This is a genomic window from Streptomyces sp. NPDC006544 (assembly GCF_040611715.1).
In the GTDB taxonomy this organism is placed as follows: Bacteria; Actinomycetota; Actinomycetes; order Streptomycetales; family Streptomycetaceae; genus Streptomyces.
Genome location: NZ_JBEXOV010000024.1, coordinates 1 through 14,124, shown reverse-complemented (window position 1 = coordinate 14,124; position 14,124 = coordinate 1). Strand labels below are relative to the sequence as shown.

The following is a 14,124-nucleotide window of genomic DNA, read 5'->3' as shown; positions in this document are numbered from 1 at the left end:
CAGAGGCCGTGGCTACGGGTGAGCGGCCTGGATGGGGAGCGGCCAAAGTCGGACGGTGTTGTCCTCACTGGCGGTGGCCAGCGTCCGTCCGTCGGGGCTGAAGATCGGCTGCACCGGGATCCCGCCCCCAAGGGTGCTGCTGAGGTCTGCGGTGGTGATGCGGGTGCGGGTTGCGAGGGACCACAAAGCGAGTTTGACGGTGCGGTCGGAAATGATGACGGCGGCGATGGTGCTGCCGTCCGGGCTGATTGCTGCCCGCTGGATGACCTCCTGGTCGAGGACGGTGGTCGCGGTGCCAGCCGGGTGGGCCAGGTCCGTCAGGCGCAGCCCGTTCTTCCCCTGGCTTGCGGTGATGACGCCCCGTCCGTCGGGTGTGAACGCCACCGACTCCACTGCTCCATCGAGGATTTCGGTCACGGCGGGATCCTTGCTGGAGCCGGGGGTCCACAGCCGCAGCGCATGTCCCTGGCCTCTTTCTCCGCCGATGGCGAGGGTCTTCCCGTCGGGGCTGTAGGCCAGGACGTTCAGCCAGCCCCGGTCACCGGTCTGCGTGGCGGTGAGTGTGCCGGTGGCTGTGTCCCACATCAGGAGGTCGTCGTCGCCGGAGACGGCGAGAGTTCTGCCGTCGGGGCTGAAGGCGAGCACGTCGCCGACAGGGCCGTGGCGGTCGAGGGTGGAGCGGCTGGTGCGGGTCGCCACGTCCCAGAGTTCGGCCTTTGACGCACCCAGCGCCGTGCCGGTGGCGAGGGTCCTGCCATCGGGGCTGAACAGAAGGTGCCGCACCTCCTCGGCCTTCGTGGCGAGGGTGGCCGCAACGGTCCGGGTGGTGGTGTCGCAGAGCCGGACGGTGCCGTCCTGGCAGCCCACGGCCAAGAGCCCTCCGTCGGGGCTGTAGGCGAGCGACATCACGGTGCTGTCGGCAACGTTGAGTGCGCTCCACGAGTCGCCGGCCCGGTTCTTGGCGGACGGGGCGTCATGGTCGGCAAACTGGCGCACGGCGATGACCGTCCCCGATGCCGCGCCTAGGGCGGCCAATACGCCCAGCAGGACACCACGGCGGCGCGGCCCGGACGACGCGAGGGCGGGGGCGGCCGGTGCCGCCGCGGTGGGCGCGCTCGCGAGAGCGGCCACGTCTGCGGGAACCGCCGGGGCCTGCACCCTCACTGTGGGGATGTACCCCGCGGCCACGGCGCTCGGCGCCGCCGACCGGGCGGCATCCAGCCGCGCCCGCGTGCTCACGGCGTCAGGGCGCCGTGCCGGGTCCTTGGACAGCAGCTCACCGAGCAGGTCCGCCAGGGCGCCGGCGCGCACCGCCGACGGCGCGGGCTGGGTCAACACGGCCGTGATGACCGCTGTCAGGGTCGACCCGTCGAACGGCGGGCGTCCCTCGACCGCGGTGTACAGGGTCGCACCGAGCGCCCACATGTCCGCCGAGGCCCCCACACGTCGGCCCTCCAACTGCTCCGGCGGCATGTACTGCGGAGTGCCGATGACGGTATTCGTCCCTGTCAGATGCTGGGTGGCGTCCAGGAGACGGGCAATGCCGAAATCGGTGATGACCGGCCTGTCACCGGCGAGCAGCACGTTGTCGGGCTTCAGGTCGCGGTGGACCACCCCGGCGGCGTGCGCGTGGGCCAAGGCGTCGGCGATCGTCTCCCCGAGGGCGGCGACCCGCTCCCAGCCGAGGCGTCCTTCGGCCCTGACGAGGCCGGCTAGCGAGGGCCCGGTGATGAACTCCATCACGATCCACGGAACACCCTGGTGGTGCACCACGTCGTGGACCGTCACGATGCCCGGATGCCGGAGCCGGGCTGCGGCCCGTGCCTCCCGCTCGGTGCGCGCGATCAGCTCCGACCGGACGTGCGGCGCCGTTTCGGGCGGCAGCAGCACCTCCTTGACCGCCACCTCGCGGTCGAGCAGCGAGTCGCGGCCACGCCACACGCGCCCCATCCCTCCGCGCCCGACCATCTCCACCAGGAGATACCGCCCGCCCACCAGGTCGCCCGCTGCCCCCATCATGTCGATCACCCTAGCGGCCACCGGAAACAGCCAGCCACCGGTCCCTGGGGGCCCACCCCGCAGAGCAGAGCACACGTGTACCTGCCCCTGACCACTCGCCGGCAGCGCTCGGCCGCCGCGCTTCGCCTCGCGACGATCAACCGTATGACGCGCTGGCTCACCCCGAACACGGCGCGATACCCGGACCAGCCGATCAGTCGGACAGGCCGAACAGGCCGGACAGGCCGAGATGGACCAACGTGACGGAAATGCCCTCTGGGCCGGCTCCCTGCTCTGTGATCCTCGTCTCCGGCTGCCCACAGTGTGGGCGGCCCAACACCGGTGTGAGGTACAAACGTTCCGCGAGCCGACCCTGGCTCGCGGGGGGTGCCCGAGAGGTGTCGCGTTCCGTGTTGGCCTGAAGCACACACCAGGGGATAGCAGCATGACCCGTCCGCAACACGCACCCATGCCGCCGGCAGGAGCTGCGCGCCGACGCGCTCGCTGGGAGCGCTACCGTGTCACAGGGCCGTTCTCCCCATCCGACCTCGCGAAGCTCTGGGGCGTCATCGGCGCTCTGGTGGGTGTCGCGCTGGTCCTCGGCTGGGCCCTGGACGTGAAGGGCGGCACGGTCATCGTGCTGCTGGTGCCCTACGTCTTCACGTGGTTCGACGCGCGGCGCGTCCTCTTCCAGTTCGACTCCTCCGGCGTGCGCATCGGCCACGTCCGGTTGCCGTGGACCGATGTCACCGCCTTCGTCGTCGCCGAGTCGGCCGCGCTCGGGCCGCAGGTACTGATCGGTACGCAACTGCGCGACGGTGTGGCCGTACCCGCCGGGGCCGAGGTGCTGCCACCCGATGCGTCGATGCCCGCACAGCTCCATGTAGCGCTCGAGCGGCGGAAGTTCGACCTCGGGAAGCTGACCGCCAAGACGCGGCGGTACGCGCCCGCACACGTGCGGATCTTCGAGGTGGGAACCTCGGCGGCCCACTCGTCCGTGGGCGGGGATCCGTACACGGACTCCGCTCGTCCGTACGCGCCAGTGTGGCAGCCGGGCCCGGCCGTCGGCGCCCGCCAGCCTGCCCTGCCGGACGCTTACGGGCCTCGCTGGAGCCTCGTCACGGGAGCGATGCTGACCTGTGCCGCAGTGCTGGCGGTGCTCGCCGCCGCGATGCCCTTGCCCGCCATGCTCTTCGAGTACGAGGGCGGAACGTCAAAGGGCGGTGCCTTCCTGCTGACAGAGGACGTCCTGGGGCTGGACCTCTTCCCGGCCGTGGACCCCTGGCGTGGGCTGCTGACCTGGCCATGGTTGCTCTCGTTCCTTGGCATGCTCACCATCGCCGGCCGCGCCATCTGGCCGCACGCGCGGTTTCTTGCCCTCAGGGTCGCGGGTCTTCTGTGCGCCGTCACCTTTCCGCTGGTGCTGCTCGGGAACGACGTTGTCTCAGCGGGCCGCGTCAGCAGCTTTGAACGTGGTTGGTGGGTGCTGCACCTTGCCGCGCTTCTGGGGCTGGGGGCGTTCGTCGCCATGGACCTGATGCTCACCCGGGGCCGTGTCGGCAAGTCCTGACCGCCGACCGCCCGCAATCCCTTCGATCACCAACCCAGGGGGAATCTTGAACAGCCGTACCGTATTCGCCGTCCTCACCGCCACTGCCGCCGCACTCGTACTCACCGGATGCTCCGACACCCAGGAGCTCTCCTTCGGCGCAAAGGCGAAGAAGGACAATCTGGAGGTCAGCGTGGAGCGCGTGGACGCCGGGACCTCCGGCGACCTGTCCGTGCTCAAGGATGCAGACCAGTATCAAGGCCGTACGCCGTACTACGTCCACTACCGCGTGACCAAGACCGATGCCGGGGACGTGAACGGCCCCTCCTTCGACGTCACAGCGGACGGGGACGCGCTGACCCGGTTGAACATCATGAGCGCCTTCCCGCAACCCATCGTGGGCGCGGACGGCAAGCTCAGCTACAAGGACGCCCCGAAGTTCGACAAGTGCCTCGACGAGCACGACTCCAGCAAGTTCAAGCAGGCCCCGGCCGGCGAGAGCTACGAGGCCTGCTCCGTCTACCTCGCCGCATCGGGCTCCAGCACGGCGCCCGACAAGGTCGAGTGGGTCAAGGGTGGCCTGCTGCGGCGCAGCGACGACGAGGCGTTTGCCGTCTGGAAATGAGCCCGCCCTACCGGCGTCTCCTGGGACTCTGGCCTGTCCGGCTGGCGCGGGTCAGCCGTCGGCGGTGCCGCCGGTCAGCAGCAGCTCCGCCAAGGACGTTCGCGCGTGGTGCACCGAACGGCCTGTGCGCGTGGTGGTGAGGAGACCAGCGGCGCGTAGGGCCGAGGCGTGGGCTGAGGCCGTGGCGTTGCTGACGCCGATACAGCGGGCCAGTCCTGTGGTCGTACGTGCCTCGTCCAATGCGCGCAGGAGCGCGAGTCGGGTGCGTCCGAGGACTCCCGCGAGGGGCTCGTCCGCTTGGCCGCTCCTTTCCGGGACGAGCGGCAGCCCTCGGCCTGCCGGGTAGGTCAGCACCGTCGGGCGGTCCGGCAGGTGCTGAACGAGCGGGCCGCGACGCCAGTGGAATGTCGGGCGCAGGATCATTCCGCGTCCCCCGAGGTGTATCTCCCGCACACCCCCGGCTCCCGGCCCCAGCCATTCCCAGACTCCGTCGCGCAGCCGTGACCCCGGTGCCAGGTCGGTCAGGGTGGCGCCGAGGCCGTGTTCGGCGACGGCTAGGGCATGGCGGGTGAACTCCGCCCGGTGCAGGTCCTGAACCAGAGGCCAGACCGGCGCGAGTACCGCCTCATGGGCCGCCCGCTGTGCCCGGCCGAGTGTCCGCCAGGCGTCGGCGGTCCCGCCGTGCAGGGCGCGGATCCACGGCGGGGCCGGCCGTCACGCGTACACCTGCTCGATCCCGGCCCGCACGGACTCCGGGCGGGCGGCCCTGATCAGCGCGACCCCCTCGTCCAGCGTGTCGCCGAGGACGTCGAGGAAGGCGGGGGCCAGCCCGTCCGGCGCCAGGTCCGCGAGCGGTCCGACCGCGCTCGTCAGGCTCCGCAACAGTCTGTTCCGCCAGAGCCCGAACAGCAGTTCCTCGTGCGGGGCGCCCAGCATCATCAGGGCAGCGTGCAGCTCGGGTACCGGCGAGGGCCGCGGCGCGAACCGTACCCGGGCGAAATCCTCCGCCGTGAAATGGATCCGGATCACGCACATCTCCCTGTCCCCAGCCAGCCTTTCGGGTCGGGCCGCAAGCTTCGCCCCGCCACCGCACCCGCCCCCAGGATGCCGTCCATGACCAATTCCTTCACGCCCGGCCGCCGTTCCTTCACCAAGGGCGCCCTCGCCGGCGCCGCCGCCCTGTTCCTCGCCACGGCCGCCCCCGGCTCCGCCTCGGGCTCCGAGCGCTCCGCCGGGCTCTTCCTCCGGCTGCCCGCGCCCACCGGCCCGTACCCCGTCGGCGCCCGGATCCTGCACCTCGTCGACCGTTCCCGCAACGACCCGTGGCAGCCCGAGATAGGCGTACGCGAGCTCATGGTCGCCATCCTGCGGCCGGCCGTGCCCGGCCGCGGCTTCCCGCGCCTCCCGCAGCTCACGCCTGGCGCCGCCGGCGCATTTGCCTTCCTAGCCCACTTGGTCCGCCCCACCTGCCGGCGACGGGGGTCGACTGGGCAGCCACTCTCACCCACGCCCGAGCCGGCGCCCCACCCGTGCCCGGCCGGCGCCCCGTACTGCTCTACAGCCCCGGCGGCGGCGACGCCCGCACGATGGGCAGCTCCCTGGCGACCGACCTCGCCTCGTACGGCTGGACCGTCATCACCGTTGACCACCCCGGAGACGCGAGCGAGGTGGAGTTCCCCAACGAGCGGCCGGGACGCGACCGGATCCGGACGACCATGCTGCGCCCGGACATGGACGCGGCTACCTTCCGCACCATGATCGACACTAGGGTCGCCGACCTCCGCTTCGTCCTCGACACCCTCGGGCTGGACCGGGCCGGGGTCTACGGACACTCCGCGGGCGGCACCGCGGCCGCGCAGGCACTCCACGAGGACCGGCGGATCGCCGCCGCCGTCAACCTGGAGGGGTACCTCGACCAGATGGACGGCGAACTGTTGCCGGTGGCCCGGCACGGGACGGACCGGCCGCTGCTCCTGGCCGGCACCGACGGCTTCCGCGACGCCAGGCTGGACCGGTCCTGGGCAGCCCTCCTCGCTCACTCGGGCCCCGTCACCCGGCGGCAGCGCGACGACACCACGCACTGGGTCTTCACCGACTATGCGGCCCTCGTCCCCCAGCTCCACACGGCCGGCCTGATGACCGATGCCGGACGCGCCGCCATGGTCGGTCGGGCAGGCCCGCGCGTCACCGTGCCCGCCGTGCGCAACCTCGTACGGTCGTTCTTCGCCCGTCACATGCCAGTGTGAGCACGTCCGCTCCCGTTGAGGGCTGGTCCGCCGAGGGTGATGTACGCCGGACGGGTCCGCCTCAGTCGGCACGGCCGTTTTTCCGCTGAACGAATGAGGACCGACTTCCGAAGCAGATCGGCGGGGTGGTCACCGGGAAGGCGACGCTGCCGTCATTTCCTGAGTTCTGGCTCAGGTTGTGTGATCCAAGCACTGTGAGTGATGGCTGAACTCCCTGTGACACCTCGGAAGCTGGTTTCGGGCGCAGGACGTTCGCCGGGCAGATACCCGGCCTGCCCCGAAGGCACGGCCAGCGGACCGAGCGACTTCGCTCGACCCGGCGGCGATCGGTCTCGCCCTCGCGGGCCGGGCCGGATCCCGGCTGGCCGACATCGTCGGTGCGCCGGTCAGCCGCAGCACTGTCCTGCGGCTGGTAGACGCACTTCCCGAGCCGGAAGTGCCCGCTGCGCGAGTAGTCGGCGTCGACGAGTACACCACCCGCAAGGGCCGACACCCGTTCTGATAGAAGATCGCGTTCACGACCTCCCTCAGGTCACAGGACCCGGGATCCCCGGTCGCCGACCGCGCCACCCGGCCCTGTTTCCAGGCCGCCATCATCGGCTCGATCAACGCCCACAGCCCATCCTACAAATCGCTGAGATACGGCTCTCTCTCCACGCCCGCATCTCAACATGGACATGCCCATCGAGCAGCCCGGACAACGATCGATACCACGATCGAGCGATCACGAACGAAGAGAAGTCGGACGTAACGACCACTCGCATCAATCTCGGTCGGGTCGAACGGGTCGAAGACCAGCTGTCGCCGACCGGTGAATCTGCGCAGCACTCAACCAACCTGCGCAGCGGCGGCGGTCAGGCCGACGAGCAACGCAGGTCAGAAGACCAACGAACCCCGATGCTACGCAGATTCAGTGAGCCGACCCATCACCAAAACCGCTCACCCAAACTGCACAACCCCAGGTCAGAGCCTTGACGACTGCTCAGTTCACCGACCAGCGACACCAGAAGACTGCGCGGTCAGCGCCGGCCGCCGCCGATGCGGCGGTCGTCGGCCAGTGCGGTAAGCGGGCCGAACTCGCGGGCAAGCTGGTTCCACGTCAGAACCTCGCCACAGCGGGCCGGGAACTCCTTCGGGTTGAACTCGGGCATGGTCCAGGTGCCAGTGCCCCGGTCCCGCAGCCACAGGTCCCCGTCACCGTCGACCACACTCGGCGGGACCGGTACGGGATCGGCCTGATCGGTGGGCTCCCAGGTGACCCGGCCCGGGTGGGAAACGCGGCGCAGCTCGGTGGTGGCCAGCCGCGCGGCCAAGTCACGGGTGGACTCTTCGGCATCCTTGACCGACGTGAGTCGGAATGCGTCGTCAAGTACGGGCAGGGCTGGATTCTTGCTGCGCTTTGAACTCATACGCTGACTACCTCCGGTGGGGGGCGTCACATCCGTTATGGCACCCCGTAGAGGAACACGGTATCCGAGGCGGGAGCCGGGCCGGCTACGACCACTGTCCAGGTGGAGGCGCTGGCACACCGGGCGGTGGGGTAGGTGTATTGCCCCGGGACGTTGTGGACGGGTGATGGGGGTCTCGGCTGAGGCCTCTTGAACGGGTGAGGGCCTTCCGGGTTCGGTGTGGATTGCGACGTCAACACCGACCAAAAGGCCCTCGTGCCCCACCGTAATGCACCCCTGACCGAGACCGGACGCCTGCGTCTGGCCGGCTGCGTGGTCGAGGACGGCTGGCCACTGCGCCGTGCCGCCGAACGCTTCCAGGTCTCACCCACCACCGCCCAACGCTGGGCCACCCGCTACCGGGCCCGCGGTGAGGCCGCATGAGCGACCACTCCTCCGCCCGCACCACACCCCCGACGGACGGCGACCCGCACCGAGCGGCGGATCGTCAAGGCCAGGGTCCTGCGGCGGTGGGGACCTGGCCCGCATCGCCCACCACCTGCGGCTCGTGCCCTCGACGGTGCACCGGGTGAACCGTTCCGGGTTTGATCGAGACTCTTGGTCGTGACTGTGACCTGGGGTTTCGTGGTTTCGTAGTAATGGTTGGTCTCGTATTCGGCGGGCGGGATATGCCCTATTTCACCGTGGAGTCGTCGGTGGTTGTACCAGTCGACGTACTCGGCGGTGGCGAGCTCGAGGCGGTCTCGTCGGAGGCGACGTCATCGGCCACTTCTTCCACAAGGGCCTCAAGATCACCGAAGAGGGCGCAGCGAAGATCACCGACCAGCTCAGCGCGGGCCTCGCAGCGGTCGGCGTGCTCGCTCGCCTGGGACTTCGAGGCCGCCGAGGTGGAAGACAAGCTGAAGGAGCGGGGCGGAACGCCGCAGACCCACGAGGTCGACAAGCTGTAGGCAGCAACCGGCAAGGTGTCGTCGCGGCCTGCCTCACCGGGCGGGCCGCAGCACCAGGGCCTGAGGCGGCCCGCCGCGTCACGGCCAAGGTCGAGAGGTGACGGCGGCCGTCACAGTGCGTCCGGGGTCCCCTCGTTCCGGTCGTCGGCCGAGGGGCGCTGCTGCCGGGTTCTGGCCTGCTCGATCGCTGACATCAGGAACCGGGCGGCGACGCCGATCAGCAGGAGGTTCGCCGTCATCTGGCCCGTGACCAGCAGCCGGGCCGGTTCGCTGCGCGGGCTGATGTCGCCGAAGCCGACCGTGCTGAACACGGTCATGGTGAAGTACAGCGCGTCGGACCGTGACAGCGTCTCGCTGAAGCTGGCGGGGGCGCTGTGCTCGATCAGGTAGTAGGTCGTGGCGAACAGGAGCAGGTAGAGCGGCAGGGACGTCCCCACGGCTTCCATGGCCCGCAGCCTGGGCCGCTGCGACCGCGCGATCTTGCTGACCTGCCAGATCAGGAGCAGCGTCACCGCGGCGATGCCGCCGACGAGCCCGAGGACCGTTTCCGTGGTGAAAGCCGAATCGAGCGGCAGCAGGTAGTAGGCGGCGAGCAGGATGGCCGTGGCCAGCAGCGACCGCAGGATGGCGCGCCGTGACTCGCGGCGGCTTCTACTCGGTCCCTTGTCCACGGCCCCCCGATGCACCCGCACATGCGCTGCCGCGCCGGCTCGTGGACCAGCCTCCCACTGCCCTGGGCGGCGTACGGCAGGCGCACCATGCGGTTCACCGGGATGGCGGGCCGCGCCGAAGTGCCACGAGGGCGAAGGATCGTGCCTGGCTCCTGGTCGTCTCCTTCTCGGCGCGCCCTGTTCCGCGCGGCCGACGGACAACGGCGACCGTCGGAGACCGGTGTGTCCCGCGCCCGTACCAGACCGCGAGCTGTTGAATCGAGGCATGACGAAGCATGACGATTCGACTCTTTTCGGTAACCGGTTTCTGACGGTGCCCGCTCCCTCGGAGACCTTCCCCGAGGAGGGCATGGCCGCCACCGATGCGATGAGGCTCGTGGATGTGGATCTCGCCATGGAGGGCGACCCGCAGCGCAACCTCGCCACGTTCGTCACCACGTGGATGGAGCCGGAGGCCCAACGGCTGATCGCCGAGAACCTGCACCGCAATTTCATCGACCACGCGGAATACCCCATTTCCGCCGAGATCGAGCAGCGGTGCGTGCGCATGCTCGCCGACCTTTTCCACGCGCCCGGCAGGACGACCGGGTGCCGGACCCAGGGCTCGTCCGAGGCGATCATGCTCGGCGCGCTGTCGTTGAAGTGGAAGTGGCGCGAGCGCCGCCAGGCAGCCGGCCTGTCGATCGACCGGCCCAACCTGGTCTTCGGGGGCGACGTCCACGTCGTGTGGGAGAAGTTCTGCCGTTACTTCGACGTCGAGCCGCGGATCGTTCCGCTCGCCGAGAACAAGTACACGATCGGCCCGGAGGACGTGGAGCCGCACCTCGACGAGAACACGATCGGCGTCGTCGCCGTCCTCGGCACCACCTTCACCGGCCACATGGACGATGTCGTCGGGATCGACAAGCTCCTGCGGGACGTGCGCAAGAAGCGGGACCTCGACATTCCGATCCATGTCGACGGCGCCAGTGGCGCATTCGTGTGGCCCTTCCTCTACCCGGACTCGAAATGGGACTTCCGGCTCGAACAGGTCCGTTCGATCAACGTCTCGGGACACAAGTACGGCCTCGTCTACCCCGGTATCGGATGGCTGGTCTTCCGCGAGGAAGCCGACCTGGCCAAGGATCTCGTGTTCTACGAGAACTACCTGGGCAAGACGGACGCGACGTTCACCCTGAACTTCTCCACCGGTGCGTCGATGGTGCTCGCGCAGTACTACAACTTCGTGCGGCTCGGCCGCCAGGGCTACACCTACATCATGAAAATCATGCAGGAGAATGCCCACGCGCTGGCGGACAACCTGCAGAGCAGCGGCCGCTTCGAAGTGATCGGGAGAGACCTCGAGCAGCTACCGCTGGTCGCCTTCCGTCTCACCGGCAAGCACGCCTACGACGAGTCCGACATCGCCTGGCAGCTCTCGGCCGAGCGGGGCTGGATGGTGCCCGCCTACACCCTCCCGCCCAACGCGGAGAACGTGAAGATCCTGCGCGCCCTGGTCAAGGAGACCCTGAGTCGCGAGCAGATCGACCGCCTGACGCAGGACATCGCCGACGCATGCCGCACGCTGGACGAGAAGGGCGGGGCCCACGTGATCGAGCGGGCCCAGGTCAAGCGCGGCACCGGCTACTGACGCGGTGGCCCGCTCGCCTGGAAGAGGAAGGGAGCCGGCCTGGTGTCGGGCTCGCGGGACGGACGACGGCACCGGTCAGTCAGCGGGCATCGGCTGCGGTGACAGAGCAGGAGTGCGGTGACTGCTGCCGATTCCCCCGGGAAGGGCCCATCGAGGGGATGGGGCGCCCGCCCGACGGTTCGTCATGCCGGCGCGGACGTCTTCGGTGCACCGGCGTCGGGCCCGCCGGCCGGAGCGTCACGACATGGGCGACCACGACCGCGAGGATCACCAGCGGCATCACGGTCAGGCCCTGCACCCCCAGCAACAGGGTGGCCAGCAGCACCGCGGTCAACGGCAGCTTGAGCATGGCGACCGACATGGCGCCGATGCCCATCGCGAACGCGGAGGTCAGCTGCAGCTCCGGAAGGTGCGAAAGAGCGATCCCGCCCGCCGCCCCCAGAAACATCGCCGGGAAGATCGGGCCCCCTCGGAAGGCGCTCAGCGAGGCGCAGTAGGCCAGCCCCTTGCAGGCGAGGAGCAAGAGCAAGGTGGCGACGGTGTAGCCGGCGCTGTTGGAGAGCAGCGGTCCCAGGGCGGACTGTCCCGAGTACAGGACCTCGGTCGCGGCCTTCCCGGAGCCTTGGGCGTAGGCGATGGCGAGCCCGGCGACCACCAGGCCCATCAGCACGGTGGCGGGGATCAGGTGCCGCTCGGCCCGCGCCTGAAGCAGCAGGGACAGCTTCCGGCTGCCCGTGCCCACGGAGGCCGCCAAGAGGCCGATGACCAGCGCCCAGCCGAGCTCGGTCACGGTGGGCGAAGTGGCCTGCGGCACGTCCGGGATCGCTAGGGAAAACGTGCCGAGACCGGTCCAGTTGTCCAGGCCCACGAACACGAGCGAGCCGGTACCTGCGGCAAGCAGCCCCGGCACCAGCACGACCCCGAGCATCGGCCCGCCGATCCCCGACACCTCCATGAGGAGGAAAGCCCCCGTGATGGGCGGCCCCAGCAGGGTGCTCACCGCGGCGAAGCTCCCCGCAGCCCCCACCATCGCCTGACCTTGCGCCGGTACGTCCGCCTTGAACAGGCGCATCAGCCAGACCGCCACCCCGCTGCCCAGCAAGATGAGCGGGCCCTCGGGGCCGAGCACCGCGCCAAGTCCCAGCGAAGCCACCGCCGCGAGGCGGGATCCCGGGAAGCTCAACCGTCTTCGGCGCCCCCGACACCGACAGCTACTTCCTCAACCCATTCCTGGACAAAGAGTACGATCCATTCGAACTCCGGCACCGTCACGACAGTGCGGCGCTTTGGTGGACATCCTCGTGATGCCTTCCCGTACCGGACTTCCAGGGCCCCGAGCCGCCTGTACTGCGGCGCGCGCGGGTTGTGCCGCAGATCCGGGAGATCGAGCATCGACATCTCCCGGCGCCGCTCCTCGGTGTCCACGTGGGTGTCGTCGTGCTCGCCCGGGGCGGGCCGGCGGCCGAAGGGTCCGTCCTGGCCAGGCAGGGCCCCGAGCACGGGGGCACCCTTCGCACGATGGGCTGCGTAGATCATGCGCTGATGTTCCCTGGCCCGGAATACTCCCGACCCTCTGAAGGGCGGCGAAGTCGGCGTGCGCCTGCTCGACGGCCTCCGGGTACGCCTGACGCTTCTCGTGTTCGGCGAGCGCCCGGTAGATGCTGGACAGGCTCGGGTTCTGCCCCCTGCGGCGGCCGGTAGCGGTGATCAGATCGGGCTGGATCTGTTCGACCGTCTCATCGCCCGCGCGGCGTCGCAGAACAGTGTGGAGCAGGTCCTCGGTGATGACCGGCGGCCGGCCGCCGTGCTTGCCCTTGCGGGCCGCGGTGCCGACCCCTTCGAGGGTCGACTCGCGGCGATGACTCACCTGTTCGTGGCAAGCGCGCGAACCGGGGCCTTTTCAAGCCAACGTGGAGCGGTCTTGCCGCCGCTACTCCTCCTTACAAAACAGACTGTCATCGGTCACTGATGGGGTGGCCGGGCAGACCGGACGGAGTTGGTCATGGCGTTCCTGGATGTGTTGAAGATCGATCGTCGTGTGCGGAACGAGGTGGCAAGGCGGGGCTTGTTCCTCGTCTCGCCCGAGGAGGACGACAGGGATGTCTATGTCTTCGTGTGTACCGATCCGAACCCGAACGATTGTGGGTTCACCAGGGTGGGGCATATGTACGCGGCGGACACATCGGGCGATTTCTGCCACCCCTTTGTGATGGACGGCAGGAAAACCACGCCAGCGGTAACGCTCACGATGATCCGGGGGTACTTCAGTAGTTGGGAAGACGGGATTCAGGCTGTGCTCGATGCGTACGACACGTGGACGTGAACCACTTCTCGTAATCGCCTGAGCCCTAGTACTGCAACGGTCTTTGGTCTGACAGGTTGGCAGCTTCGGGTGGTGTGTGTCCGCGTCGTTTGTAGTGGCTGGTGCGGGCCTGGTGTTGTCGTCTGCGGCGCCAGTGTGACCAGTGGAGGATGTGCTCGACGGGTGCTGGTTGGCGGTGGGTGAGGCGGGTGATCAGGCGTCGGATTTCGGGAAGGGTGAGGGGTATGAGCTGGGAGGATCCGTTTCTGCTTTCCCGGTGTCCGAGGCTCGGGCCCGCAGGACGGTGAGGCAGGCGTGGGCGGCCATGGCGAGGGTGATGTGGCGGTGCCAGCCGGGATAGCGGCGGACCTGGTAGTCGTCCAGGCCGCATTCCTGCTTGGCGGTCTGGAAGCATTCCTCGACCGCCCAACGGCTGCCCGCGATGCGGATGAGCTCGTCGAGGGTCGTCTCGGCCGGGCAGTACGCGATGTAGTAGGAGACCTGGTCGGGCCGGCTGACGCTTCGGCGGGCGATCACCCAGTGCCGGCGGTCCTCACGGTGCCAGGGCCGGACCTCCACCCTGGCCCAGTCGTAGACGCGCGGGCCGTGGGCGCCGTTCCCGCAGGAACGACGCTTCCACTTCTGCCTCGGGAGTCCGGGAAACAGGTCGTGAACGGGATGGTCCATGGCCCAGCGGGTCACGACGGTGTCGTGGCGGGTGGTGGCCATGACGTGGAAGACGTC

At 69.3% G+C, this 14,124-nt stretch carries 13 protein-coding genes and 3 pseudogenes; 7 read left to right on the top strand and 9 right to left on the bottom strand.

The features are described 5' to 3' along the window. Positions 1 to 12 precede the first annotated feature (12 nt). A complete protein-coding gene (locus ABZY44_RS14130) occupies positions 13 to 2,019 on the bottom strand; it encodes a serine/threonine-protein kinase (RefSeq protein ID WP_356653373.1) in 2,007 nt (668 codons plus the stop codon). Positions 2,020 to 2,443: 424 nt separating this feature from the next. Between ABZY44_RS14130 and ABZY44_RS14125 the strand changes: the two genes are divergently transcribed. Both ABZY44_RS14125 and ABZY44_RS14120 read left to right on the top strand, forming a co-directional pair. Beyond that, positions 2,444 to 3,568: a hypothetical protein gene (locus tag ABZY44_RS14125; RefSeq protein WP_356653371.1), complete on the top strand. Its 1,125-nt coding sequence runs from the start codon at positions 2,444 to 2,446 to the stop codon at positions 3,566 to 3,568. Between the two features lie 46 nt (positions 3,569 to 3,614). Next, a complete protein-coding gene (locus ABZY44_RS14120; protein ID WP_356653369.1) occupies positions 3,615 to 4,172 on the top strand; it encodes a hypothetical protein in 558 nt (185 codons plus the stop codon). Positions 4,173 to 4,223: 51 nt separating this feature from the next. Here the strand turns inward: ABZY44_RS14120 and ABZY44_RS14115 are convergent, their stop codons facing one another. Next, positions 4,224 to 4,625, bottom strand: coding sequence for a winged helix-turn-helix domain-containing protein (locus tag ABZY44_RS14115; RefSeq protein WP_356653367.1), 402 nt, complete (start codon positions 4,623 to 4,625; stop codon positions 4,224 to 4,226). Between the two features lie 261 nt (positions 4,626 to 4,886). Beyond that, positions 4,887 to 5,201: a regulator gene (locus tag ABZY44_RS14110; protein ID WP_356653365.1), complete on the bottom strand. Its 315-nt coding sequence runs from the start codon at positions 5,199 to 5,201 to the stop codon at positions 4,887 to 4,889. Between the two features lie 500 nt (positions 5,202 to 5,701). On the opposite strand from ABZY44_RS14110, the gene ABZY44_RS14105 reads away from it, so the two are divergent. Beyond that, entirely contained in the window at positions 5,702 to 6,418 is a 717-nt protein-coding gene (locus ABZY44_RS14105) for an alpha/beta fold hydrolase (RefSeq protein WP_356653363.1), read from the top strand. 1,019 nt (positions 6,419 to 7,437) lie between these two features. Here the strand turns inward: ABZY44_RS14105 and ABZY44_RS14100 are convergent. Continuing rightward, the gene (locus ABZY44_RS14100; RefSeq protein WP_356653361.1) at positions 7,438 to 7,827 is read right to left on the bottom strand and encodes a hypothetical protein; all 390 of its coding nucleotides are present in this window, start codon (positions 7,825 to 7,827) and stop codon (positions 7,438 to 7,440) included. A 255-nt stretch (positions 7,828 to 8,082) separates the two neighbouring features. Here ABZY44_RS14100 and ABZY44_RS14095 point away from each other — a divergent pair. Continuing rightward, a pseudogene (locus ABZY44_RS14095) lies at positions 8,083 to 8,398 on the top strand (leucine zipper domain-containing protein); the annotation flags it as partial. A 64-nt stretch (positions 8,399 to 8,462) separates the two neighbouring features. On the opposite strand, the pseudogene ABZY44_RS14090 reads toward ABZY44_RS14095, so the two are convergent. Together ABZY44_RS14090 and ABZY44_RS14085 are read right to left on the bottom strand one after the other, a co-directional pair. Then, positions 8,463 to 8,570, bottom strand: a pseudogene (locus tag ABZY44_RS14090) (IS3 family transposase); the annotation flags it as partial. Between the two features lie 317 nt (positions 8,571 to 8,887). Further along, on the bottom strand, positions 8,888 to 9,448 hold the full coding sequence (locus ABZY44_RS14085; RefSeq protein WP_356653359.1) for a potassium channel family protein: 561 nt from the start codon (positions 9,446 to 9,448) through the stop codon (positions 8,888 to 8,890). A gap of 265 nt (positions 9,449 to 9,713) precedes the next feature. Between ABZY44_RS14085 and ABZY44_RS14080 the strand changes: the two genes are divergently transcribed. Further along, positions 9,714 to 11,078 carry a glutamate decarboxylase gene (locus tag ABZY44_RS14080; protein ID WP_356653357.1) on the top strand — a complete coding sequence of 455 codons (1,365 nt, stop codon included), beginning with the start codon at positions 9,714 to 9,716 and terminating at the stop codon, positions 11,076 to 11,078. A 79-nt stretch (positions 11,079 to 11,157) separates the two neighbouring features. Here the strand turns inward: ABZY44_RS14080 and ABZY44_RS14075 are convergent, their stop codons facing one another. Beyond that, on the bottom strand, positions 11,158 to 12,231 hold the full coding sequence (locus ABZY44_RS14075) for a chloride channel protein (RefSeq protein WP_356653355.1): 1,074 nt from the start codon (positions 12,229 to 12,231) through the stop codon (positions 11,158 to 11,160). Between the two features lie 26 nt (positions 12,232 to 12,257). Continuing rightward, the gene (locus ABZY44_RS14070; RefSeq protein WP_356653353.1) at positions 12,258 to 12,614 is read right to left on the bottom strand and encodes a hypothetical protein; all 357 of its coding nucleotides are present in this window, start codon (positions 12,612 to 12,614) and stop codon (positions 12,258 to 12,260) included. A 58-nt stretch (positions 12,615 to 12,672) separates the two neighbouring features. On the opposite strand from ABZY44_RS14070, the gene ABZY44_RS14065 reads away from it, so the two are divergent. Together ABZY44_RS14065 and ABZY44_RS14060 are read left to right on the top strand one after the other, a co-directional pair. Beyond that, entirely contained in the window at positions 12,673 to 13,047 is a 375-nt protein-coding gene (locus ABZY44_RS14065; protein WP_356653351.1) for a hypothetical protein, read from the top strand. A 33-nt stretch (positions 13,048 to 13,080) separates the two neighbouring features. Further along, positions 13,081 to 13,401, top strand: a complete 321-nt coding sequence (locus ABZY44_RS14060; protein WP_356653349.1) for a hypothetical protein — start codon at positions 13,081 to 13,083, stop codon at positions 13,399 to 13,401. Between the two features lie 192 nt (positions 13,402 to 13,593). On the opposite strand, the pseudogene ABZY44_RS14055 reads toward ABZY44_RS14060, so the two are convergent. Next, positions 13,594 to 14,124: pseudogene (locus tag ABZY44_RS14055) on the bottom strand (IS701 family transposase); the annotation flags it as partial.

What these genes read in the sequence shown, in the direction of transcription:
- ABZY44_RS14070 (WP_356653353.1), bottom strand. Translation starts at nt 12,614, where the DNA reads ATGATCTACGCAGCCCATCGTGCGAAGGGTGCCCCCGTGCTCGGGGCC.
- ABZY44_RS14125 (WP_356653371.1), top strand. Translation starts at nt 2,444, where the DNA reads ATGACCCGTCCGCAACACGCACCCATGCCGCCGGCAGGAGCTGCGCGC.
- ABZY44_RS14100 (WP_356653361.1), bottom strand. Translation starts at nt 7,827, where the DNA reads ATGAGTTCAAAGCGCAGCAAGAATCCAGCCCTGCCCGTACTTGACGAC.
- ABZY44_RS14060 (WP_356653349.1), top strand. Translation starts at nt 13,081, where the DNA reads ATGGCGTTCCTGGATGTGTTGAAGATCGATCGTCGTGTGCGGAACGAG.
- ABZY44_RS14130 (WP_356653373.1), bottom strand. Translation starts at nt 2,019, where the DNA reads ATGATGGGGGCAGCGGGCGACCTGGTGGGCGGGCGGTATCTCCTGGTG.
- ABZY44_RS14080 (WP_356653357.1), top strand. Translation starts at nt 9,714, where the DNA reads ATGACGAAGCATGACGATTCGACTCTTTTCGGTAACCGGTTTCTGACG.